The 21,071-nt window shown below is 68.5% G+C and carries 23 protein-coding genes; 7 read left to right on the forward strand and 16 right to left on the reverse strand.

Annotated elements, in window-relative coordinates; translation table 11 throughout:
* Positions 1 to 42: 42 nt before the first annotated feature.
* Both QFZ53_RS01325 and QFZ53_RS01330 read left to right on the forward strand, forming a co-directional pair.
* Positions 43 to 807: an ABC transporter ATP-binding protein gene (locus QFZ53_RS01325; RefSeq protein WP_307292668.1), complete on the forward strand. Its 765-nt coding sequence runs from the start codon at positions 43 to 45 to the stop codon at positions 805 to 807.
* The gene (locus QFZ53_RS01330; protein WP_307292670.1) at positions 804 to 1,604 is read left to right on the forward strand and encodes an ABC transporter permease; all 801 of its coding nucleotides are present in this window, start codon (positions 804 to 806) and stop codon (positions 1,602 to 1,604) included. The genes QFZ53_RS01325 and QFZ53_RS01330 overlap by 4 nt, the downstream gene beginning before the upstream one ends.
* A 24-nt stretch (positions 1,605 to 1,628) precedes the next feature.
* On the opposite strand, the gene QFZ53_RS01335 is transcribed toward QFZ53_RS01330, so the two are convergent.
* The gene (locus QFZ53_RS01335) at positions 1,629 to 2,225 is read right to left on the reverse strand and encodes a hypothetical protein (RefSeq protein ID WP_307292673.1); all 597 of its coding nucleotides are present in this window, start codon (positions 2,223 to 2,225) and stop codon (positions 1,629 to 1,631) included.
* A gap of 132 nt (positions 2,226 to 2,357) precedes the next feature.
* On the reverse strand, positions 2,358 to 3,002 hold the full coding sequence (locus QFZ53_RS01340; RefSeq protein ID WP_307292675.1) for an MIP/aquaporin family protein: 645 nt from the start codon (positions 3,000 to 3,002) through the stop codon (positions 2,358 to 2,360).
* 243 nt (positions 3,003 to 3,245) lie between these two features.
* On the opposite strand from QFZ53_RS01340, the gene QFZ53_RS01345 reads away from it, so the two are divergent.
* Complete coding sequence (locus QFZ53_RS01345; RefSeq protein WP_307292677.1) at positions 3,246 to 4,598, forward strand: APC family permease; 1,353 nt, start codon at positions 3,246 to 3,248, stop codon at positions 4,596 to 4,598.
* On the opposite strand, the gene corA is transcribed toward QFZ53_RS01345, so the two are convergent.
* Together corA and QFZ53_RS01355 are read right to left on the reverse strand one after the other, a co-directional pair.
* Positions 4,576 to 5,592 carry a magnesium/cobalt transporter CorA gene (gene corA, locus QFZ53_RS01350; protein ID WP_307292679.1) on the reverse strand — a complete coding sequence of 339 codons (1,017 nt, stop codon included), beginning with the start codon at positions 5,590 to 5,592 and terminating at the stop codon, positions 4,576 to 4,578. The two genes, QFZ53_RS01345 and corA, sit on opposite strands and share 23 nt — an antisense overlap.
* Positions 5,593 to 5,617: 25 nt before the next feature.
* Positions 5,618 to 6,904 carry a serine hydrolase domain-containing protein gene (locus QFZ53_RS01355; protein ID WP_292904709.1) on the reverse strand — a complete coding sequence of 429 codons (1,287 nt, stop codon included), beginning with the start codon at positions 6,902 to 6,904 and terminating at the stop codon, positions 5,618 to 5,620.
* A gap of 87 nt (positions 6,905 to 6,991) precedes the next feature.
* Between QFZ53_RS01355 and QFZ53_RS01360 the strand changes: the two genes are divergently transcribed.
* On the forward strand, positions 6,992 to 7,306 hold the full coding sequence (locus QFZ53_RS01360; RefSeq protein ID WP_307292680.1) for a DUF2470 domain-containing protein: 315 nt from the start codon (positions 6,992 to 6,994) through the stop codon (positions 7,304 to 7,306).
* A gap of 32 nt (positions 7,307 to 7,338) precedes the next feature.
* Positions 7,339 to 7,986 (forward strand): biliverdin-producing heme oxygenase, encoded by a 648-nt coding sequence (locus QFZ53_RS01365; protein WP_292904705.1) that lies wholly within the window; start codon positions 7,339 to 7,341, stop codon positions 7,984 to 7,986.
* Positions 7,987 to 8,072: 86 nt separating this feature from the next.
* Here the strand turns inward: QFZ53_RS01365 and QFZ53_RS01370 are convergent, their stop codons facing one another.
* Positions 8,073 to 9,458, reverse strand: a complete 1,386-nt coding sequence (locus tag QFZ53_RS01370; protein ID WP_307292681.1) for an ATP-dependent DNA helicase — start codon at positions 9,456 to 9,458, stop codon at positions 8,073 to 8,075.
* A gap of 112 nt (positions 9,459 to 9,570) precedes the next feature.
* Between QFZ53_RS01370 and QFZ53_RS01375 the strand changes: the two genes are divergently transcribed.
* Complete coding sequence (locus QFZ53_RS01375; RefSeq protein ID WP_307292683.1) at positions 9,571 to 10,644, forward strand: hypothetical protein; 1,074 nt, start codon at positions 9,571 to 9,573, stop codon at positions 10,642 to 10,644.
* Positions 10,645 to 10,656: 12 nt separating this feature from the next.
* Here QFZ53_RS01375 and QFZ53_RS01380 read toward each other — a convergent pair whose 3' ends face one another.
* The 6 genes from QFZ53_RS01380 to rpmB all read right to left on the reverse strand — a co-directional run bounded on the left by QFZ53_RS01380 (position 10,657) and on the right by rpmB (position 15,105).
* Positions 10,657 to 12,654: a cytochrome c oxidase assembly protein gene (locus tag QFZ53_RS01380; protein ID WP_307292685.1), complete on the reverse strand. Its 1,998-nt coding sequence runs from the start codon at positions 12,652 to 12,654 to the stop codon at positions 10,657 to 10,659.
* A 97-nt stretch (positions 12,655 to 12,751) separates the two neighbouring features.
* Positions 12,752 to 13,039, reverse strand: coding sequence for an HU family DNA-binding protein (locus QFZ53_RS01385; RefSeq protein ID WP_045257248.1), 288 nt, complete (start codon positions 13,037 to 13,039; stop codon positions 12,752 to 12,754).
* A gap of 285 nt (positions 13,040 to 13,324) precedes the next feature.
* A complete protein-coding gene (locus tag QFZ53_RS01390; RefSeq protein WP_307292692.1) occupies positions 13,325 to 14,149 on the reverse strand; it encodes a type IV toxin-antitoxin system AbiEi family antitoxin domain-containing protein in 825 nt (274 codons plus the stop codon).
* Positions 14,150 to 14,389: 240 nt separating this feature from the next.
* Entirely contained in the window at positions 14,390 to 14,695 is a 306-nt protein-coding gene (gene rpsN / locus QFZ53_RS01395; RefSeq protein ID WP_017829734.1) for a 30S ribosomal protein S14, read from the reverse strand.
* 3 nt (positions 14,696 to 14,698) lie between these two features.
* Positions 14,699 to 14,869: a 50S ribosomal protein L33 gene (rpmG, locus tag QFZ53_RS01400; RefSeq protein ID WP_045250846.1), complete on the reverse strand. Its 171-nt coding sequence runs from the start codon at positions 14,867 to 14,869 to the stop codon at positions 14,699 to 14,701.
* Positions 14,869 to 15,105 (reverse strand): 50S ribosomal protein L28, encoded by a 237-nt coding sequence (rpmB, locus tag QFZ53_RS01405; RefSeq protein WP_017203559.1) that lies wholly within the window; start codon positions 15,103 to 15,105, stop codon positions 14,869 to 14,871. Before rpmB ends, rpmG begins: the two co-directional genes overlap by 1 nt.
* Before the next feature lie 202 nt (positions 15,106 to 15,307).
* Between rpmB and QFZ53_RS01410 the strand changes: the two genes are divergently transcribed.
* Complete coding sequence (locus tag QFZ53_RS01410; RefSeq protein WP_292904694.1) at positions 15,308 to 15,970, forward strand: hypothetical protein; 663 nt, start codon at positions 15,308 to 15,310, stop codon at positions 15,968 to 15,970.
* Positions 15,971 to 15,998: 28 nt separating this feature from the next.
* Here QFZ53_RS01410 and QFZ53_RS01415 read toward each other — a convergent pair whose 3' ends face one another.
* Genes QFZ53_RS01415 through QFZ53_RS01435 form a run of 5 tightly spaced genes read right to left on the reverse strand, consistent with a single transcriptional unit; the run spans position 15,999 to position 20,975 of the window.
* Entirely contained in the window at positions 15,999 to 16,688 is a 690-nt protein-coding gene (locus tag QFZ53_RS01415) for a DNA-3-methyladenine glycosylase (RefSeq protein WP_307292766.1), read from the reverse strand.
* On the reverse strand, positions 16,688 to 18,730 hold the full coding sequence (locus QFZ53_RS01420) for a hypothetical protein (RefSeq protein ID WP_307292767.1): 2,043 nt from the start codon (positions 18,728 to 18,730) through the stop codon (positions 16,688 to 16,690). Before QFZ53_RS01420 ends, QFZ53_RS01415 begins: the two co-directional genes overlap by 1 nt.
* Positions 18,720 to 19,457, reverse strand: a complete 738-nt coding sequence (locus QFZ53_RS01425) for a TIGR03943 family putative permease subunit (RefSeq protein WP_292904688.1) — start codon at positions 19,455 to 19,457, stop codon at positions 18,720 to 18,722. The genes QFZ53_RS01420 and QFZ53_RS01425 overlap by 11 nt, the downstream gene beginning before the upstream one ends.
* Complete coding sequence (locus QFZ53_RS01430; RefSeq protein ID WP_307292773.1) at positions 19,450 to 20,547, reverse strand: permease; 1,098 nt, start codon at positions 20,545 to 20,547, stop codon at positions 19,450 to 19,452. Before QFZ53_RS01430 ends, QFZ53_RS01425 begins: the two co-directional genes overlap by 8 nt.
* Positions 20,544 to 20,975: a Fur family transcriptional regulator gene (locus QFZ53_RS01435; RefSeq protein ID WP_292904684.1), complete on the reverse strand. Its 432-nt coding sequence runs from the start codon at positions 20,973 to 20,975 to the stop codon at positions 20,544 to 20,546. The genes QFZ53_RS01430 and QFZ53_RS01435 overlap by 4 nt, the downstream gene beginning before the upstream one ends.
* Positions 20,976 to 21,071: the final 96 nt, after the last annotated feature.

Genomic DNA, 21,071 nt, shown 5'->3' on the forward strand with positions numbered 1-21,071 from the left:
CATTCGCATCGTTCTCATACGAAGACTACCTGAGGAGCCGAGATGAACCCTGCCCCCACCGACGCGAATGCCGTGCGGATCGAGGTGCGCAGAATCTCGAAGCGGTTCGGCGACGTGACGGCCGTCGACGACATCACGTTCCGGGCCGAGCCCGGCCGGGTCACCGGGTTTCTGGGACCCAACGGCGCCGGCAAATCGACGACCCTCCGCATGCTGCTCGGACTCACCAGACCCGACTCCGGCGACGCCCTCCTCGGCGGGATCCGCTACCGCGACCTGCCCAGGCCTGCCCACACGGTCGGCGCGGTCCTCGACATCGCAGGAGCACACCCGGCGATGACGGCCAGGGCGCACCTCGGTGTCAGCGCCGCCCTCGCCGGCATCCGCGGTCACCGCATCGACGAGGTGGCGGAGATCACGGGCATCGCCGGATTCCTCGACCGCCGCATCCGCGGGTTCTCGACGGGCATGCGGCAGCGCCTCGCAATCGCGAACGCCCTGATCGGCGACCCGCAGGTGCTCGTCCTCGATGAACCGTCCAACGGCCTCGACCCAGCGGGGATCGCCTGGCTGCGCTCCTTCCTCCGCGATTTCGCCAGCCGCGGAGGCACCGTCCTGCTGTCGAGTCACGTGCTGTCCGAGTTGGAGCAGTGCATCGACGAACTGGCTCTCATCGATCGGGGCCGCATCGCCTGGGCAGGCCCACTCGCCGACTTCGTCGCCGACGGCGGAACCCTGGAAGACGCCTTCCTCCGCGCCACTCGACACCCCGAACCCGCCACCCCTTCGCTGGAGCACACGTCATGATCGCCCTCATCCACGCAGAGATCCGCCGACTGTTCGCCACCCGTCTGGTCTGGTGGGCTCTCGTCACCGCAGCTCTGTGCGGCGGCGTCCTGCCCGGCCTCCTCGCCGTCATCGGTCCCGAGAACGCCAATCCTCCCCTGCCGGGGCTCGACACCGCCGCGGGCGTGGAGATGCTGCTGAGCCTCACCTCCGTGCTCCTGTTCATCCCGGCGCTGATCGGCACGGTGGCAGTCACCTCGGAGTACCGGCACCGCACGATCGGCACGACCTTCCTTCTCGCCCCTCGCCGTGTGGGTGTCGTGCTCGCCAAGCTGGCGGTCTACGCGCTGCTCGGCCTCAGCTACGGCGTCATCGCGTCGACGTCTGCGGCCGCGTCCGTCGCCGGCGGTGCGGCGCTCCGCGGTGAGACTCTGGGGATGCCGTGGAGCGATCTCGCCCCCCTCCTCGTCCGGCTCGCGCTCGCGGCCGCGATCTACATGATCATCGGCGTCGCGATCGGCGCCCTCGCCCGTCACCAGCTGATCGCGATCGGCGTCACACTCGGGTACTTCTACGTGATCGAGTACGTGCTCATGCTCATCCCGGGAGTGAACCGGATCTACCCGTACCTGCCGGGCGGCGCGACCTCCGCCCTGACCGACTTCACGTTCCTCCGCGACGCGCTCTCGGCCGAACTCCCCGCGGCGGCACCGCCCGCAGGCCTCAGCGCACTCGGTGGAGGCCTCGTCCTCCTGGCGTACGCCGCAGCGGCCATCGTCGTGGCCGTCGTCGTTCCCCTGCGGCGCGACCTCCGCTGACCGCGGCACGATCGCGCTCCCTGATCATGGGACGACGCTCGGATCGATCGCCTCCACGATCACCGGCCCATGGGCATCCGGCATCCCGACGCTCCAGATCCGCACCCGCGACCTGATCGGGGGCACCTGAGTCTGCAGCAGGGTCGCGTCGCCGTTCTCGGGATTGCTGCGATGCCACCGGGCGCGCAGCGGTGGCCCCGGAGCCTCTGCGACCGTGAGGGTGAAGGCCGAGACCCCGCCGTGCTCGGTCAAGGACACCTCGCGCTCGGATACCCGCCCCATGATCGGCTTCGCGTGCTCGCGAGCACGCGCCCACTCCTGCACGAGGTGCGCCTCGCGCCGCGACAGACGTGCGGACTCTCGCAGCGCGACGCCGCATCCGAAGATGAAGAATGTCGGCATCACGGTGAAGATCACCGAGAACCACCAGGGCGCGTCGCTCGTCCACAGCGCCGTCAGCGCCGCGACGGTGCCGATCGCAGCCGCGCCGACCAGCATCCAGAGCACGATTCGCGTTCGCGGTCGCACCCTGGTCCCGAAGCCGATCGCCGAGGGCGCGGCGTCGTCGTCGAACGACCTGACCAGGTGCACGACGTGCCCGACCGGCGCCTCTTCCTGCATGACCGCTCCTCCGACCTCGATGCCCCGCCCGTTGCCGACGACATCGTAGGGCCTGAAGGTGTCGCGCGGCCGTCGAACGCAGAGATGCCGCGCCCTCCGAAGAGGACGCGGCATCTGTGGTGCAGCGTGGAGTCAGGCGCCGATCTTCTTGGCGTCGTCCGTGTTCAGCACACGGAACAGGACTGCGGCGACGACTGCGCCGACGACCGGAGCGAGGATGTAGAGCCACAGGTTGCTCCACGCGAACTGGCCGCTGATCGAGAGACCCAGCGCCACGGCCGGGTTGAAGCCGCCGCCCGAGATCCCGCCAACCGCCACTGCGCCGACGAAGACCGTGCCACCGATCGCGAGCCCGTAGAACGAGTTGCCGTCGGTGTCCTTCGAGGTGGCGGAGTTCAGAACGGCCCACACGAGGGCGAGAGTGAACAGAGCCTCGACGAGGAAGGCAGGGCCGACCTCGATCTCCGTGGCCTTCTCGGCGGCGGGCCAGACGGCGAAGCTGACGAGTGCGGCGAGCGCGCCGCCCACGAACTGCGCCACGATGTACGCGACCAGGTCGATGGCGCTGAGACCGCCGCGGAGGAAGACGCCGACCGAGACGGCCGGGTTCAGGTGGGCGCCGGAGATGTGCCCGGTGCCGTAGATCAGAACCGCGAGTGCGAGGCCGATCGCGAGCGGCGTCAGCGGGCTGCCGCTGTTCACCGCGCCGATGATGCTGAGAACGAAGAGGAATGTGGCGATCGCTTCAGCGAGCGCCTTGCGTGCTGTCCCGGTCATGGGAGTGCTCTCTTTCTTGATGTCGAATGCGGTGAGCACTTCGACCGCCCGCGCACTCCGGCCGATGCACCCTCCATGGCGTCACCGAGAGTAGCGGCCCCGTATGCCGAATCGAGGGAGCCGCGCGGCGATCCTGTGAATCTCCTGAGCGAAATGCCCGGTCCCGATGGAGTCAGTCCCAGGAGTCAGGCATCCTCTGTCAAGCCCTTCGCCTGTCGCACCGCGCCCGCCTACCGTGGCCGGATGACCGATTCGCTGTCCGACGCCGAGCCTTCCACCCGCCTGCGCCGCGCCGTCACCGGCCCGCTGCTTTTCGCCTTCATCCTCGGCGACGTGCTCGGGGCCGGCATCTACGCGCTGATGGGCGTGCTGTCCGAGAAGGTCGGCGGCATGCTGTGGGCTCCGCTGGTCCTCGCGCTCCTCCTGGCCCTGCTCACCGCCGGCTCGTATGCGGAACTCGTGACGAAGTACCCCCGCGCCGGCGGCGCCTCGGTGTTCGCCGAGCGCGCGTTCCGCAGCCCGCTGGTGTCGTTCCTCGTCGGCTTCTGCATGCTGGCCGCCGGGGTCACGAGCGCGGCCGGGCTCGCGATCGCCTTCGCCGGCGACTACCTCGGCACCTTCTTCGACCTGCCCACCATCCCGGTCGCGATCGCGTTCCTCGCCCTCGTCGCCGCACTCAACGCTCGCGGCGTGCGCGAGTCCCTGGGCGCCAACCTCGTGATGACCGCGATCGAGCTGAGCGGCCTCGTGATCGTGATCGTCGTCGTGGCCGGGTTCCTCACCGCCGGCGGCGGCGACGCCTCGCGCCTGATGCAGACGCCCGAGGGGACGCCCGCAGCCCTCGCCGTGCTCGGCGGAGCGGTGATCGCGTACTACTCCTTCGTGGGCTTCGAGACATCGGCGAACATGATCGAGGAGGTCAGGAACCCTCGCAGGACCTACCCTCGCGCCCTGTTCGCCGCGCTGTTCACGGCGGGCGCCGTCTACCTGCTGGTCGGCCTCGCGAGTTCGATCGCGCTCCCTGCCGCAGAGCTGCAGGAGTCCAGCGGACCGCTGCTCGCGGTGGTCGAGGCGACCGGCGTCAGCATCCCGTCGTGGCTGTTCAGCCTTATCGCACTGGTCGCCGTCGCGAACGGCGCGCTGTTGACGATGATCATGACGAGCAGGCTGACCTACGGGATGGCCGAGCAGGGCCTGCTCCCCGACGCCCTGTCACGTGTGCTGCCACGCCGGAAGACGCCCTGGGTGGCGATCCTCGTCACCACAGCCGCCGCCATGCTGCTCACCCTGATCGGCGATCTCGCGACCCTCGCCGAGACGGTCGTGCTGCTCCTGCTCTTCGTCTTCCTCAGTGCGAACGTGTCGGTCCTCGTGCTGCGGCGGGATCGCGTCGAGCACGACCACTTCCGCATCTGGACGCCGATCCCGGTGCTCGGCATCGCCTCGTGCATCCTGCTGCTCACCCAGCAGCGGCCCGTCGTCTGGCTGTACGGAGCAGGTCTGCTCGCGATCGGCATCGTGCTCCACCTGCTTGCCCGCTGGCGGCGCTCGCGCTCCGCCGTGCCACCTGCGCCTACAGCCACCCGTTCTTCTTGAACACGAGATACAGCCCGCCGCCCATCGCGATCATGAGTCCGATGGCCATGGGGTAGCCGAAGACCCAGTCGAGCTCGGGCATGTTCCGGAAGTTCATGCCGTAGACGCCCGCGACCAGGGTCGGTGCGAACAGGATCGCGGCCCAGCCGGAGATCTTCTTGACCTCGTCGTTCTGACGGATGCTCAGCTCCGTCATCCGCTGCATCTCCGCGTTCTGACGACGGGCGACGATCGTCGACTCGACCGTGAGCGCGTTGTCGAGCAGCGTGCGGAAGGTCGTCGCCCTGTCGGCGATCCGGAGCGCATGATCGAGCACGTCGCGCAGGTACTTCTGCAGTTCGTCATCGACGGCGTACTTCTCGGAGCCGCGCAGCAGCGCCTCCAGCATCCCGGCCAGCGGCTGTGTCGCACGCTGGAAGTCGATGACCTCACGGCTCAGCTCGTAGATGCGCTGAGTCGCATCGGTGTCCTCTTCGAAGAGCTGGCTCTCGATCTCGTCGATGTCGTTCTCGAGCCCTGCGAGCACAGGCGAGTACTCGTCCACGACCTCGTCGACGATCGCGTACAGCACCGCCTCGGGTCCTCGACGCAGCAGCGCCGCATCGCCCTCGAGCCGACGGCGCACCCGCCCCAGATCGGGGGCCTCGGCGTGGCGGATCGTCACGACGAAGTCCGGTCCGACGATCACGTGCACTTCGCCGAACTCGACCTCTTCGACGTCGTCGAGGTAGCGTGCGGGGCGGAGCACCATGAAGAGGATGTCGCCGTAGCGCTCGAGCTTCGAACGCTGGTGGCCCGTGAGGGCGTCTTCGACGACCAGCTCGTGCACGCCGAACTCGTCTGCCACCGCCCTGATCTCTTCTTCACTCGGCCGGTACAGCCCGATCCAGCTCATCCCGCCGCGATCGCGCATGCACTCGAACGTCTCGTTCAGGCTCTGCGGATTCGCGGTGCGCACGCCGTCGACGTAGATCGCGTTGTCGACGATGCTCATCGCAGGGCCCGAGCGGGAAGGCGGATCATTCCGCCGGAGCGACGCACGGGATCGCGGCGTCGGTGATCGCCTGGTTGTACTGCTCGGCCGTGAACGGCAGCCCGAACTCGGGCGCCGTCTGCCCTGACGCGGCCGGGGCCTTCGACGCGATCGCTGCCAGCTCCCAGGCCAGGAACTGGGCGAAGGTCGCGCCTGCCGTCGAGTCGTTCAGCACGACGGCGACCGTGAACCCGGTCGCCGGGTCGGAGTACGCCGCGGTCGCGTACCCGGGCGTCCACCCCTGCTGCCCGATCATGGATCCGGCCAGGAACCCGCCCCCGGCGGCCTGGAACCACGACGGAGCACCGTCGTAGGGGGGCAGCGGCGCGTCGAAGCGGGCGGGCTTCTCGTCCTTGCCCCGCAGCGCCTGCGCGGCCTCGGCTTGCGCGTACCGGCCGAGATCGTCGATCGTCGACACGACGCCCGAATCGGTGTATCCGGTGCTGGACGACAGCTCGGTGATGTCGACGGGGGCGGCGCAGTTGTACCCGCCCTCGACCGCCGAGAGGTAGTGCCCGTTCATGACGGACCCGCTCGACGGCGCAGCGGCCGCCGGCGCGGGCAGAGACGTGCCGGACAATCCGAGCGGGCCGGTGACGTACGTCGCGATCAGTTCTGACGCGGTGAGCTTCGATGCGCGCTCGAGTGCAAGACCGAGCATGAGGTAGCCGGCATCCGAATCGCGATACGTGGTGTGCGCCGCCGTGCGGGCCTGGCCGAGGCCGTAGGACGCGAGTTCGAGCGGAGCCCACTCGCGGGCGGGTGTGTTCAGCCACGCGCCCTTCACCGTGGCCTCCGACGATCCGATCCCGCTCGTGCCGTTGCACAGGTCGAGCAGGGTGACGCCGTCCATGGCGGCGGCGCCTGAGACGTAGTCCTCCACGGGCGCGTCGAGCTTCACAGTGCCCTCATCGGCCAGAGCGTAGAGAACGTCGCAGGTCATCAGTCGTGTCACGTCGGCGATGCGGAACGACATGTCGGTGCTGAGTTCGCCGCCTTCACCGCCCGGCTTCTGCGTGCCGACCCCGGTCACCCAGGTTCCGCTCCACGGCACCCACACGCCCACGATCGCTCCCGAGGCGCCGGAGGCGGTCAGCGCGTGAGACACGGCATCCTGCATGGCGGTGACGGTATCGTCGGGCAGCGAGCCGTCGACCTGAGCGGGGGGTTCGTAGGTGAAGGTGTCGCCGGCGGCGCAGCCGGTGAGCAGGAGGCTGAGCGCAACGACGCCGGCCGCGGCTGCGCGCACGCGGCGCGACGAGAGAAGCTGCATGAAAGGGGACCCCCGGAAGACGTGTCTGCAAAGTCTAGAACGCGGATGCTGAAAACAAGCATCGCGAGACGGCTTAGGGTGAGGTTCGTGACCCACCACTTCGATTCCGATGTCGTCTCCGCCGTCCTGCGCCATATGAACGGCGACCACACCGACGACAATCTGCTGATCGTCCGTGCGTTCGCAACCGAGGCGCAAGGCGACATCACGGAAGCCGTGATGACCGGCTTCGACGGCGACGGCGGCGTCTGGACGTACACCCGAGACGGCGCGGCATCCGAGCTCCGCGTCCCCTGGCCCGGAGGTCCGATCACCGAGCGTCCGGCCGTGCGAAGCGAGGTCGTCGCGATCTACGACCTCGCGTGCGAGCGCCTCGGCGTATCGGCTCGCCCACACGCCTAGAAATAAGGTTAGGTAACCCTTACACTGAACCCATGTCCGAGATCCTCTCCTTCTCCGCAGCCCTTCGCGAGCGCTCCTCCGGTTCGCACTCCCAGAGCGAAGGCGCGGGCTTCATGTCCGACCTGCTCAAGGGCGAGGGCTCGCGCGAGGACTACATCTCGCTGGTCGCGCAGCACTACTTCATCTACGAGGCTCTCGAGAGCGCGGGCGAGCGGATGCGGGCGGATGCCGTTGCCTCGGTCTTCCTGAGCGACAAGCTCACTCGCCTGCCCGCCCTCGAGGCCGACCTCGAGTTCCTGCTCGGCCCCGACTGGCGCGAGCGGATCGCCCCGCTGCCCACCACGCAGCGTTATGTCGAGCGCATCCGCCAGGTCGGTGCGACCTGGGCCGGCGGTTTCGTCGCGCACCACTACACCCGCTATCTCGGCGATCTGTCGGGCGGCATCTTCATCGGTCGTGTCATGGCCCGCCGGTTCGGCTTCGAGACCAACGGCATCGGCTTCTACCTGTTCGACGACATCGCCGACCCTGCCGCGTTCAAGGACGTCTACCGCGAGCAGCTCGACGCTGCCCCCTGGGACGACGCCGAGCGTGAGCGCGTGATCGCCGAGGTGCTCCTCGCCTACCGCTTCAACACCGAGCTGTTCGAAGACCTCGACCGGGCCCGCGCGGCCGCCTGAGGTTCGCTTTCGGTCGTTGAGCGAGGGTTGGTCGTTGAGCGAGCCGCAGGCGAGACGAAACGCAGAGACGAAACGCACCGTGCCGCTCAGGCCTTGGGCAGCTCGGGAGTCGACCTGGCCTCCCAGGCCTCGCGCATGAATCGGCGGACATCCTCGTCGACCTTGATGTCGCTCGGACGCAGAGCCCGGGACAGGTAGAGCCCGTCGAGTGAGGTCAGCCGGCTGAGCGCGACGTAGGTCTGCCCCGGGGCGAACGCACCAGAGCCGAGGTCGATGATCGCGCGGTCGTAGGTCTTGCCCTGCGACTTGTGGATCGTGACCGCCCACGCCAGCCGCAGCGGGAACTGCGTGAACTCGGCGACGACGTCGCGCGTGAGCTTCTTCGTGCTCGGCTCGTAGGAGTATCTGAAGCGCTCCCACACGGCCGGCTCGACATCGACCTCTTCGCCGTCGATCTCGACGCGCACCTTGTCGCCGAGGATCCGGACGACGGTACCGATCGTGCCGTTGACCCATCGCGGCGGCTCCCCCGACATCGCCGTGTCGTTGCGCAGGAACATCACCTGCGCTCCGACCTTGAGCTTCAGCTCGGACTCCGCCGGGAGTGCCGCCTCGCCGCGTCCGAAATCGCCGCTGACCTCGGCGCGCGCCGTCTGCTCCTTGCCGGGGAGCGCCGCGAGGTGCCGGCTGTTGATGCCGTTCACGATGTCGTTGCGGGTGGCGAGCGTGATCATGGGCACTTCGCCCGGCTCGGGGTCGGGGGGCGTTCTGGCGCCCTGCGTGTTCAGCACGCCGGCGATCTCGGCCGTCACCCGCCCGTAGCGCACGGCGTTCAGCATGGCCTTGAAGCCGTCATCGGCCTGGCGGTGGATCTGCACGAGTTCGCGCACGTGCAGATCGGCATGCGTGTCGACCGCGAACAGGCCGTCGCCCGACGCCCCCTCGCGCGGCCCGGCCCACACCTTCGCATCGAAGAACCAGAACGAGCGGTAGTGGTCTCGCACGTACGCCAGCTCGTCTCCGCGCGGTGGCACCGGGGCGAGCTGATACGGGTCGCCGAACATCACGATCTGCGCGCCGCCGAACGGAATGCCCCGCTTGCCGCGCGCCTGCCGGAGAGAGCGGTCGATGGCATCCATCAGATCTGCGCTGACCATCGAGATCTCGTCGATCACGAGCGTCTCGATCGCATTCAGGATGCGCCGCGTGTTGTCGTTCTGATCGATGTCGCTGTCGCCGATCAGGCCGATCGGCAGCCGGAACAGCGAGTGGATGGTCTGCCCCTCGACGTTCAGCGCCGCCACGCCGGTGGGTGCGCAGATCGCGATCTGCTTCTTCGTGTTCCACGCGAAATGCTGCAGCAGCGTGGACTTGCCCGTGCCCGCCCGTCCGGTGACGAAAACGTGCTCGCTGGTGTCCTCGATGAGCCGGAACAGCTCGTGCTGCTCGTCGGACAGGGCGGGAAAGGACACGGCTCACTCACGAAGGAAGGACGGATGCAGGGCGCTCCCCATGGTACGTGGCATGACCGCCGCGCGGCGTCACCCTCGGCGTCGTCCCAGGCCGCGCTCATAGACTGGCGCCATGGACCACGCGGAGACGACGGCGCCTCGGCGCTCCCGTCTCGGCGCCGACCTGGCCATCCTCGCGCTGGTCGGCGTTCTGCTGATCGCCGCCGTGGGGGCAGGCATCTCGACGCTGTACACCTCGTACTACGGCCCGTCCGCGTTCGTCACGCGCTATCTCGATCTGCTCTCCGCCGGTCGTGCGGCCGACGCGCTGCGCATCCCCGGCGTCGCGATCGACAGCGCGACGCTCGAGGCGGCGGGCATCACCGGTTCCCCCTCGGAGGCGCTGCTGCGCGCCGCAGCGCTGGCGCCGCTCACGGACGTGGCGATCGTCTCCGAGAAGAGCGACGGCACGCAGACCTCCGTCACGGTGGCGTACGAGGCGGGCGGTCACGCCGGGAAGACGACCTTCCAGGTCGAGCAGGACGGCTGGGCCGGCATCACGCCGAACTGGAGGTTCTCGACGAGCCCGCTCGCCGTCATCGATCTCACCGTGCGCGGGGCGGACCGGTTCTCCGTGAACGGCTTCGAGGTGCAGCGCGGACAGATCTCCGCGGCCGGGGCGGATGCCGCGCCACTCGATCCGCTGCCGATGCTCGTGTTCACGCCCGGGCTGTATGCGGTCTCGGTGGACACGGCGATCTCCACAGCATCCGGCACCGGCGTCCTCGCCGATACACCGCTCGCCACCACTCCCGTCGACGTGCAGACCACCCCCACCGACGACTTCGTCGCGGTCGTGCAGCAGCGCGTCGAGGAGTTCCTCACGCAGTGCGCGACCCAGGAGGTTCTCCAGCCGACGGCGTGCCCGTTCGGGCTCGAGGTGCGCAACCGGCTCGCGTCGCTGCCCGAATGGTCGATCACCGTGCAGCCGAAGGTGTCGGTGGCACCCGACGGTGCGCAGTGGCAGATCCCTCCCGCCAGCGCGGTCGCTCACATCGAGGTCGAGATCAAATCGCTGTTCGACGGCAGCGTCGAATCGGTGTCCGAGGATGTGCCGTTCCAGGTCGACGGCACGATCACGATCCTCCCCGACGGATCCGCATCGATCAGGGTGGGCTCACCCGGCGATGCCGTCCCGCAGGACTGACGGCGACCCGCGTCAGCGACCTTCGCGCTCGGCCTGTCGCCGGTCGCGTTCGGCGATGCGCGCGAGCCTGGCGTTGTACTCCTCGAGCTCGGCGTCTCCCGTGCGATCGGCATGCCGGTCCCGGCGCTTCTGCAGCTTCGTGTCGCTGCGGCTCCACTGGATCGCGACCGTGATCGCGAGGATGAGGGTGGGGATCTCGCCGATCGACCACGCGATGCCGCCGCCGATGTACTGATCGGCCATCGGGTCGGGTCCCCAGGTGCGGCCCATCGAGCCGAACCAGTCGGCGACGAGGAGCCCGGACTGCATCATCATCGCGATGCCGAAGAACGCGTGCATGGCCATGACGGCGATGAGGGTGATCAGGCGACCGGGGTACGGGAGCCGGTAGGGCACGGGGTCGGCGCCGATCAGGCTCATCACGAACAGGTAGCCGGAGATCAGGAAGTGGATGACCATCCACTCGTGACCCAGGTGCTCGTACATCGACCAGCGCACCAGATCGGTGAAGTAGAACGCCCACAGCGACACGATGAAGATCGCCGCGGCGACGAAGGGGTGCGTGACGATGCGTGCGAAGGGCGAGTGCACGGCCCACATGATCCACTCGCGGCCGCCGCGGGTGCCGTCGTCGCGCTTGTGGATGGCCCGCAGTGCGAGCGTGATCGGAGATCCGGTGACGAGCAGCAGCGGGATTGCCATGGACAGCATCATGTGCCCGAGCATGTGCACGCTGAACAGGTACTCCTGATAGGCGTTGATGGGGCCGCCGGTCACCCACACGAGCATCAGCATGCCGAGCACCCAGAAGACCGTGCGGTGGATCGGCCAGCGGTCGCCCCGCAGCTGCAGGCGGCGGACGCCGGCGAGGTAGAAGAACACCCCGAAGCCTGCGGCGACGAGCCACAGGATGTCGATGTTCCACTGCGTGAACCAGCGGTCGATCGTGAACTCGGGCGGCAGCGCTGAGCCGGTCAGGTGCTCGGCCGGAGTGCGCACGAAGGCGGCTTCTGTGCCCGCGGGCGGCGGGGTGCGAGCCAGCGCGGCCGCCGCGCCGGAAGCCAGGCCCATGAGCCCCACCTCGCACAGCACGAGCAGCCAGAACCACCGAGCGGCACGGTCTCCCTCGAGCTTCGGAATCAGGCGGATGCGGTACCAGGCCCCGAGCACGCCCATCGCGCCGAGCAGCACGACCTTGGCGAGCACGATGATTCCGTAGGGGCTGAACACCGAGCCCCAGTCGCCGATCGCCACGATCGAGCGGGTGACGCCTGACACGGCGACGACGGTGAAGGCTGCGATCGCGAGGGTCGAGTACCGGCGGACGAGGTCGGCCACCGGCATCCGTCCGCGCACCAGCACGACCAGCAGCAGACCGCCCAGCCACACTGCTGCGCCGACCGTGTGCAGAAGGATCGAGTTCACGGCCATGGTGTGACCGGACAGCTCGCCCGAGTGTCCCTGGGTGGCGAGCGGAACGAAGGATGCCGCGGCGAGCACGGCCGTGATGAGCGTCGCCGTCCAGCTGCGCCACGCGAAGGCGAGGATCGTGACGACTGCTCCGACGATGGTCGTGATGAGCCACGACTGCCCGAGGGGCAGGTTGAGCAGGAACTTGCCGAGCTGTGCGCCGAACAGCGGGTCGGCGCTGAGCTCAGGGGTGAACGCCGCCATGAAGGCGAAGAACCCGCTCACCCCTGACGCGACGGTGAACACGGCGGCGCTCACGGAGGCGGTGTTCAGCGCCAGATCGAACGAGCTGTCGCCGCTGCGGAGGGCGAACAGCGCCAGCACGAGCGAGCCGAGCATGCCTGCTGCGGACAGGTTCATCACGAGCTTCACCAGCGGCAGCGCCCACCGCACGAAAGGACCAGGGTCTCCCAGCAGCAGCGGGGCCGCCGCTCCGCCGTACATCATGGCGATCGTGACGGCCACGAGACCGGCCGCCAGCAGGATGCCGATTCCGCCGAGACGGTACGCCGTCGTCGTGGTCTGGGCGGAGGAGGTCATCCCTCAAGCCTAAGCCGCGGTGGAGAGGCGTCCGACCGGTGCCCGGACGCACGAAGGCCGCCGCCCCGAGGGGCGGCGGCCTTCGTGCGGAAGCGTCTTACTTGACGGCTGCCTTGAGCTTGGAACCAGCGGTCACCTTGACGCGCTTGCCGGCCGGGATCTTGATCTCGGCGCCGGTCTGCGGGTTGCGGCCCGTGCGGGCGGCGGTCGCGACCTGCTCGAACGAGATCCAGCCCGGGATCGAGACCTTGCTGCCCTTGGCGACGGCGTCGGAGACAGAGCCGAAGAGTGCGTCGAGGACACCGGAGACGGTGGCCTGGCTCTGGCCGGTGGCGGAAGCGATGCTCGCGACGAGCTCGGTCTTGGTGATGGACTTGTCAGCCATGTCATCCTCCAGCGACGAGGATCCCGTCGCATCGTTGTGTGAATCGGAGCGGATGCTCCTGGTCGAGTGACCGCCTTGAATGTACCAACCACCACCCACATTTCCGCGTCATTTCGCGGGTTTTGGGCTTTTTCAGGGCGTGTCGCGTCACTTTTGTCACTTCAGTCACAGGAATCGGGGTCTGGCGGGGCGCCGGATCGGGTTTGAAGGAGATCACCCGCAACGAAGGATCGGACGCCGGATCGGCACCTTCGAATCATGCGATCTCCTCCGCGGCGCGCGGCGTCATGCGAGATGAAGCTCGCATGCGATGGCGTTCATGATGACGGCTTGCACCTCGGGCCAGCGTTCCATGATCTGCTCGTAGCTGAACCTCAGCACGTGATAGCCGCGGAGCGCGAGCTGCGCATCGTGCTCGATATCGATCGTGCGCTGGGCTCCCGTATGGGTGGCGCCGTCGATCTGGATGATCAGACGATCGCCGATCAGCAGGTCCACCCGGTGCCCGAGCACCCAGGCCTGCGGAATCATCCGCACGTTCAACCACCGCAGTCGCGTGACGAAGATCGTCTCGAGGCCGGAATCCGAGAACGGCGTGGCCTGATCAAGGACCGCTCGAGCGGCGGGCGGCAGATCCAGTCCGCTCAACAGGGCGCGGTCCGTGAGCCCCTTGTTCAACGCCGACTCCCAGATCACGAGTGCAGTCTCCACCGGCTGGCATTGCGCGACCAGTGCAAGGGCATTCGCCAGACAGTCTTCTCCGGCATCGGGGTCCCGCGGCACGATCGGCGTCGACCAGTGCACCACCACGCCCTTCGGCACCGTGATGCGCGCCGCGTTCGGACGTGCCGCCACGTGGATGAGACCGCGTTGCGGCACCCACAGCCCCTGACGTTCCGCGACCGTGAGACAGCTGAGGACGACTCCCCGCCTGATGGCACCGAGCAGCCTCTTGTCGGCATCCGCTCCTGCCACCCAACCCTTGCGGATCGTGCGAATCTGGCCGGACTCCTTCGCACGTCGGAGTGCGTGTGCGCTCACGCCGGCCGCTATGAGCGTTCGGACACGGGCGATCCCGCCTCGCTTGCGAAGTTCGGTGGACAGATCCATCGGCTCAGCTTGAGCCACCCGGGCATACGGTCCTCCCCGAAAAGACAGTGGCGGTGCACAACTCCGCAGCCGGCAGAGGATGTGCAGGCGCAGTCGCGCCGTCGCTGCGAAGGAGTTCGCACGGAACGAAGGAGCGGATGCCGTATCGGCACCTTCGAATCGTGCGATCTCCTTCGCAGCGGCCGGGTACGCGAAAGGGGCGAGGATCCGAAGACCCTCGCCCCTTTCAGGTTGCGATGCTTACCAGCTCGACTTGGTCACGCCGGGCAGCTCGCCACGGTGTGCCATGTCACGGAAGCGGACACGCGAGATGCCGAACTTCGTGAGGACACCGCGGGGGCGGCCGTCGATGACGTCGCGCGAACGCACGCGAGCAGGCGACGCGTTGCGCGGCAGCTTCTGCAGGCCGACGCGTGCGGCCTCGCGGGCCTCGTCGGTGGCGTTCGGGTCGACCAGGGTCTTCTTCAGCTCGGCGCGACGCTCGGCGTAACGCTCGACGATGACCTTGCGCTGCTCGTTGCGAGCGATCTTGCTCTTCTTAGCCATTGATCAACGCTCCTCTCGGAATTCGACGTGCTTGCGGACGACCGGGTCGTACTTCTTCAGCACGAGGCGGTCGGGGGTGTTGCGGCGGTTCTTCTTCGTCACGTAGGTGTAACCCGTGCCGGCGGTCGAACGCAGCTTGATGATCGGACGGATGTCCTGAGCCTTCTTGGCCATTAGAGCTTCACACCCTTCGCCTGGAGGTCCTTGACGACGTTCTCGATGCCGCGGACGTCGATCACCTTGATGCCCTTGGCGGACACGTTGAGCGTGATCTTACGACCGAGCGACGGAACGAAATAAGTCTTCTTCTGCACGTTCGGGTCGAAGCGGCGCTTCGTCCGGCGGTGCGAGTGCGAGACGTTGTGACCGAAGCCGGGAACAGCTCCTGTCACCTGGCACACTGCTGCCATGATGTGACTCCTTCTATACCGTGAGACCGGACGGCCTCACCCAAGATCCCTTGTCTGCGCGCTACCCACGACCCGCCGCCCTTCGACAAGCTCAGGGACCGATGAATAGGGGAAGCACACGAACTGCGCACAGGAGTGTGCGCAGACAAGGAGTCAGTTTAGCACGGATGCGGTCTGCCACCGGTCCGTCCAGGATGGAGGCATGAACTGGACCGGCGTGCGCGCCACCACCGCAGTCTCCGCGTTCCTCCTCGGCCTTCTTCTCGGCGCCTTCGCTCCTGCTCTCCTCCCTCTGCCCGGCAGCTTCGCGACGGTCTATTTCGGGGTGCTCCTGATCCCGCTGCCGCTGTGCGTGATGCTGATCGTGACCGCTGTCCTCTTCGGACGCGTCAGAGAGAACGGAGCCGAGACGATCGCCGCCCGCGCAGAGGGCATCGCGAGCGGGACCCTGCGATCGGAGACGACATCGGCGCTCGTCTGGCGAGTGCCGATGCTCGCACGCACGGGGCCGGTCGGCACGATGCTGCAGAGTCCGACCGTCGCGCCGGCTCGACTGGTTCAGTTTCGCGTACTCCCCGCGAACTCGACGGCCCGCCTGGCCCACGCCCTGGTTCCGGTGCACATCACCCTGGCGAAGGGCATGCCTGCCGCACTGTTGCTCGATCGCGCCCACCCCGACCTCGCTCTGCTCGACGACCGCGCCACTCCGGAGACGCTCGCAGCGGTGAACGCCGACCCTCGCTGGACCACCACGAAGTTCCCGAGCGCGTTCGCACACCAGGGAGGCAGAGAGCTGCTGATCGGCCTCGCCGCCGGGTTCGTCACCGCGGTGATCATCGCCCTGATCCTGAACGCCGCGTACTGACCTCGCCGGAGCTCGCACCCACCCCGAGCTATCCGGGGCTCTGGCGCGATTCGGCCTGAGCCAGCTGCGCCCCGCGCCCCCACCGGAACGGCGAGACCGTGGGGTCGCCGTCGATCCAGAAGCGCCAGGGGAAGGCGTCGGTCCCTGCCACCCCGGCGACCCCGACACGGGGCCCGCTGGCGATCTCGACCGGGGCATCGGGCAGCCAGAGTTCGGCCACGGCACCGTTCAGCTCGGCGCCGATGATCGCATCGATTCCGTCGTGCCGCGGATGCTGCAGCCCTGAGGCCTGGCCGAATCGCCCGGGTCCGCGCGCCAGATCGCGTCGAGCGGCGGCGGTCAGAGGCAGAGCCGCCCTGCGGCGGCGGGCCGCCGCATCCGCCCCCTCGATCACCTCCGCCGCTCGCAGCAGCACACCGCCCGCGACCCCTTCGGGTCCGCACACGACATTGATGCACGAGTGGATGCCGTGGCTCAGGTACACGTACAGGTGGCCTGGTTCGCCCCACATCGTGGCGTTCCGCGCGGTGCGCCCCATACGGGCGTGCGACCCGGGATCAGGAGTGGGGCCGGTGCCCTGTCCGTGATACGCCTCGACCTCGGTGATGCGCAGGCGCACCTCTGCCGCGTCGACGACGGTGCGCAGCTCCGCTCCGAGCAGCCGCGGCGCGGCCTCGAGAGGCAGCGGAGTGAAATCGTCGCGGGTCGCTCGGCGCATCAGTAGTGCGGGGCGGTCGCGCACCACGACGAATCGAATCCGGTCAGCGCGACCAGCTCCTTGCCGGTGCGCAGGTCGAGCAGGTGCGTCTCGACGTTCTCGGGCAGCGGCAGCAGCATCTGGTCGTAGGCGTTCTTCGCGAGGTCGGGAGCGATCGCCACGGCGGCGTACTGTCCGCTCGGCGACGCGCACGCCTGCAGGATCGAGTCGGTCGATCCGACCTCGACGATCGAGGTCGCCGTGCCCGCGTCATCCACCCGGATGATCGCCTGTCCGTTCGGATAGCCGGTCGCGTCGACCGACACGACGTGTCGCAGGGTGCCACCGGGGAAGGGCACGATCGTGATCGCGCTGCCGTAGTCGGGGTTGGATGCCGCGAGCGGCTGCTCCGACCCGTCGGCGAGGTTCAGCTCGACCACGCTGCCGTCGATGCGTTCCACGACCGCGGTGTACGTCCCGCGGGAGATGCCCTGGATGTTGGCGGCCAGCCCCAGGGACTGCACGCCCGCGTCGGTGGAGTGGTCGATGAGCGAGAGCGCGCCGTTGAAGTCGATGAACAGCATCGCCGCCGAGTCGGGGACGAACTGCCACACCAGGATGCTCGTCTGCTCACCGCCGACTTCGGCGATCTTCGGCTTGTCGCCGCCGGAGAGCGACTGCGTCACGAGCACGCTCGCCCGGCCCTCGTCTTCGCTGATCTCCTTGTCGGAGTACGTGTAGCCGACCAGTCCCCCACGTTCGGAGACCTGGATCGATCCGATGTAGCCCTTGCCCGGAAGCTTCAGCTCTCGCGGGTTCTTGCCGTCGCGGTCCATCACGTAGAGCTTGGAGAGGTCGTCGTCTTCCACCGAGACGACGAGCTTCGTCGACGTCGCGCGGAAGTCGTCGATCTTGTCGTGGCTGTACACCGGCACCGCGTTCTCACCGCTGAGATCCGTGAGGAAGATGGTGTCCTTGCCGGAGACGTCACGGCGCAGGATGAACATCGAGGATGCGGGCGTCGTGAAATGAGCCTTCAGGGTGGCGCTCGGCCCGCCGCCCGTCGACTCGACGTCGGCCACGGTGATCGCGTATTTCGTCGAATCGTCGAGGGGAACGGTGAAGCGGATGCCGATGCCCCGCCCTGCCGCGTCGACAGTGAAGGGCACGGCAGGCTCGACGGTCACCTGCGAGGCGTCGATCGCCGACAGCGCCTGGTTCGCGGTGAGGATCACGCGGCTGCCGCTCGACTCGATCGCCTCAGCGGGCGCGACCTGGACGTTCGTGATGCGCGGGCCCTGGGTGAGGCTCACGAATCCGAGAGCTGCGCCGACCACGACGAGGACGCCGAGGACGGCGGTGAGGGCGAGCAGGAAACGGCGGGAGGGGGTGCGGGCTTGCGACACCGACGCGGCGGCCTGCTCGGTCGTTGAGCGAGGGGGTTCCTCGCTCGACGGGCGGGCGGTCGGCTCCTCGGTGGTTGAGCGAGCGGCGCGAGACGAAACATCCTCATCCGACGTCGATGCAGGAGACGCGCGCTTCGCCTCGTCACTGCGCTCCTCGCTCGACGAGCGGGGGGCGTTCTCGTCCGACGGGTGAGCGGGTGATTCCTCGGCCAAGGGGCGGAACGGATCCCTGATCGTCGACCGGACGGGACGCGGCGACCGGTCAGGGGCTGGTGCTGCGGCCTCTCGCGCGGCCGCCTCGGCTGCGGCGGCGGCTTCGACCATGGCGGCACGCATCGCCGCTTCGCGCTCGGCGGCGGGGTCGACGGACCGTCCGCCGGCAGCCGAACCGCCTGCTACGGATGCGGCCGACTCCGACGTCACGCTCGTTCCGCCGTCCGCTCCGGGGGTCGACGCGCCAGATCGGGGGATCGATTCGTGATTCCGTCCGACATCTGGCGTGTCGACCCCTGAAGCGTCTTCGGCGGCCGACTCCGACACCGGTTCGGATGCAGCGGCCTCGGCACCGGCACCAGCCGCGGCCTCGCGCGCGGCGCGCAGTTCAGCGCGTGTGCGCGGGACGACGGGGACCTCGGGCTTCTCGTCGTCAGTACTCATACGGATCCCCCGGCTCGTCGATGGCCTCGACCGTGGTCGGGTCCACGTGCAGAGCGCCGTCGGCATCCGCCTTCACGGTTCCGGTGACCTTGACCCACTGACCGGTCTTGTACTCGCCGGCGTCGATCGTCACTGGCACGTTCGCGGGCTGCGCGTCGATCACGCAGTGCGTGATCACGAGACGGGTCAGGTCGACCCCGCCGTCGCCCGGCGTGATGAACCCGGTCAACGTCACGGTCGTGCCGTCGTACGACGCCGTGTTTGTCGCGGTGGCGAAGACGCTGGCCCAGTCGCCCACGCCGAAAGTGGAGGTGTCGGCCTTGCCGAGGGTCACGTCATCCGCACCCGCGAACAGCGCCGCAGACTCACCCGCACGCGACATCGCGAGCTCGACCGACAGCGACGCCGGCGGCAGCACCAGCGCGGCGACCACGACTCCTGAGGCGATCACGCCGCCGGCGACGGTCGCGGTCGTGGCGAACACGCCCGACTCCGCATGCTCGTGACCGTGGTCGTGTCCCTCTTCGGCCCCGAGCGGCAGGGTGCACGACCAGATCGCCCCGACCAGCGTCACGACGGCCGCGGCGCACGCGAACCAGACCGACTCGGGGCTGATGTAGAGCGTGAGCCTTCCGGTGAGGCCGAGACCGAGGGTGACGACCGACAGCACCGTCGCGAGGCCGATGCCCAGCCAGCGGGAGCCGAGGGAACGCGTGCGCTCAGACAAAGACGTTCACCCCGATCCCGATCGCGAAGGCGGCGAGCACCACGACGCCGACGATGCCCGCCAGCACACGCGTGGTGAAGGTCGTGCGCATGAGCGCGAGCATCTTCACGTCGACCAGGGGGCCGACGAGCAGGAACGCCACCAGCGCTCCCGACGAGAAGGTCGACGCGAAGGACAGGGCGAAGAAGGCGTCGACGTTCGAGCAGATCGCGACCGTCATCGCGAGGGCCATCATGGCCACGATCGACAGCACGGGGTTCGAGCCTATGGCGAGCAGCACGTCACGCGGGATCAGCACCTGCACGGCTCCGGCGAGCGCGGAGCCGATCACGAGGGCCGGCATCACGGCCCGCAGCTCGACGAGGAACTGCGTGAGGCTGCGGCGCACGGGCGTGCCGGGCTCGTGCGTCACCCGCTCGCAGGTGTCGACGAAGCGCTGCGTGAGCAGGGCGTCGGGCGAGGGATGCCGGCTGTAGATCCAGCCGATGAGGTTCGCGATCAGGTAGCCGCCGACCAGGCGGGCGACGAGGATGCCGTCGTCGAATCCGAATGCGGCGTGAGTGGTGAGGATCACGATCGGATTCACGATCGGCGCCGCGATGAGGAACGTCAGCGCCTCGGCGGGCGCGAGCCCGCGCATCATCAGCCCGCGGGCGAAGGGCACGTTGCCGCACTCGCAGACCGGGATCAGCATCCCGAGCAGCGACAGCACCGCTCTGCGCGCCCAGGCGCGCTTCGGCAGCCAGCGGTGGATCACATCGGCAGGCAGCCACACCTGCACCACGATCGACAGCAGCACACCCAGCACGACGAAGGGCAGCGCCTCGATCAGCACGCTCATGGCGAGAGTCAGGCCGTCCTGCGCGCGGTGCGGGAGGGATGCGGTGTACAGGGTCGGGACGAACCGGTCGATCAGGAACAGCGCCGCGACGATGGCCGCGCCCAGCGCGACACCTATCCACGGCGACCGGCGGGGGCGATCACCCGGACGGTGGCTCCCTGAGCCTCCCCCATGCGCCCCCGAGCCTGTCGAAGGGTGCGAGTGGCCGGCATGGTCCGCAGCCGACGCCCGCGTCGTCGCCGATGTCACGCGACGGGTTCCTCAGGCGGACGCTGGGCCTCGGCATCGCGCTTCGCGGTGCACGCGGCGCACAGTCCGAAGATGTCGACGACGTGCGCAGCATCCGTGAATCCGTGCTGCGCCGCCGTGCGATGCGCCCAGTGCTCGACGTCCTTCGCCTCGATCTCGACGGTCAGCCCGCACGATCGGCAGATGAGGTGGTGGTGGTGGCCCTGCGTGCTGCAGGCGCGGTAGAGGGCTTCGCCCTCGGGGCTCTGCAGCGAATCGGCGTCGCCCGATGCGGCGAGTCCTGCGAGCGCGCGATACACCGTCGCCAGGCCGATGCCGGTGTTGTCGTCGCGGAGTCCCGCATGCAGGGTCTGCGCGCTCACGAATCCATGGGCGTCGGCGAGCGCTTCGCGCACGCGTTCGCGCTGCCAGGTGTTCCGCTGAGCCATGTCTCGAGTCTAATCGCCGGGGTTCTCCGTGGGCTGGGAGGTTCTGCCACCGCCCTCACCTGACCGCTCACGCCGCGAATGCACGGGATGCCGCCG

The sequence above is a fragment of the Microbacterium natoriense genome, from assembly GCF_030816295.1.
GTDB lineage: Bacteria > Actinomycetota > Actinomycetes > Actinomycetales > Microbacteriaceae > Microbacterium > Microbacterium natoriense_A.

Excerpts from the sequence above, each read along its gene's own strand:
- QFZ53_RS01335 (WP_307292673.1), bottom strand. The coding sequence starts at position 2,225 with ATGCAGGAAGAGGCGCCGGTCGGGCACGTCGTGCACCTGGTCAGGTCG.
- QFZ53_RS01410 (WP_292904694.1), top strand. The coding sequence starts at position 15,308 with ATGAACTGGACCGGCGTGCGCGCCACCACCGCAGTCTCCGCGTTCCTC.
- rpmB (WP_017203559.1), bottom strand. The coding sequence starts at position 15,105 with ATGGCAGCAGTGTGCCAGGTGACAGGAGCTGTTCCCGGCTTCGGTCAC.
- QFZ53_RS01435 (WP_292904684.1), bottom strand. The coding sequence starts at position 20,975 with ATGGCTCAGCGGAACACCTGGCAGCGCGAACGCGTGCGCGAAGCGCTC.
- QFZ53_RS01365 (WP_292904705.1), top strand. The coding sequence starts at position 7,339 with ATGTCCGAGATCCTCTCCTTCTCCGCAGCCCTTCGCGAGCGCTCCTCC.
- QFZ53_RS01375 (WP_307292683.1), top strand. The coding sequence starts at position 9,571 with ATGGACCACGCGGAGACGACGGCGCCTCGGCGCTCCCGTCTCGGCGCC.
- QFZ53_RS01385 (WP_045257248.1), bottom strand. The coding sequence starts at position 13,039 with ATGGCTGACAAGTCCATCACCAAGACCGAGCTCGTCGCGAGCATCGCT.
- QFZ53_RS01415 (WP_307292766.1), bottom strand. The coding sequence starts at position 16,688 with ATGCGCCGAGCGACCCGCGACGATTTCACTCCGCTGCCTCTCGAGGCC.
- QFZ53_RS01330 (WP_307292670.1), top strand. The coding sequence starts at position 804 with ATGATCGCCCTCATCCACGCAGAGATCCGCCGACTGTTCGCCACCCGT.
- QFZ53_RS01420 (WP_307292767.1), bottom strand. The coding sequence starts at position 18,730 with ATGAGTACTGACGACGAGAAGCCCGAGGTCCCCGTCGTCCCGCGCACA.
- QFZ53_RS01325 (WP_307292668.1), top strand. The coding sequence starts at position 43 with ATGAACCCTGCCCCCACCGACGCGAATGCCGTGCGGATCGAGGTGCGC.
- rpmG (WP_045250846.1), bottom strand. The coding sequence starts at position 14,869 with ATGGCCAAGAAGGCTCAGGACATCCGTCCGATCATCAAGCTGCGTTCG.
- QFZ53_RS01345 (WP_307292677.1), top strand. The coding sequence starts at position 3,246 with ATGACCGATTCGCTGTCCGACGCCGAGCCTTCCACCCGCCTGCGCCGC.
- QFZ53_RS01340 (WP_307292675.1), bottom strand. The coding sequence starts at position 3,002 with ATGACCGGGACAGCACGCAAGGCGCTCGCTGAAGCGATCGCCACATTC.
- QFZ53_RS01355 (WP_292904709.1), bottom strand. The coding sequence starts at position 6,904 with ATGCAGCTTCTCTCGTCGCGCCGCGTGCGCGCAGCCGCGGCCGGCGTC.
- rpsN (WP_017829734.1), bottom strand. The coding sequence starts at position 14,695 with ATGGCTAAGAAGAGCAAGATCGCTCGCAACGAGCAGCGCAAGGTCATC.
- QFZ53_RS01390 (WP_307292692.1), bottom strand. The coding sequence starts at position 14,149 with ATGGATCTGTCCACCGAACTTCGCAAGCGAGGCGGGATCGCCCGTGTC.
- corA (WP_307292679.1), bottom strand. The coding sequence starts at position 5,592 with ATGAGCATCGTCGACAACGCGATCTACGTCGACGGCGTGCGCACCGCG.
- QFZ53_RS01380 (WP_307292685.1), bottom strand. The coding sequence starts at position 12,654 with ATGACCTCCTCCGCCCAGACCACGACGACGGCGTACCGTCTCGGCGGA.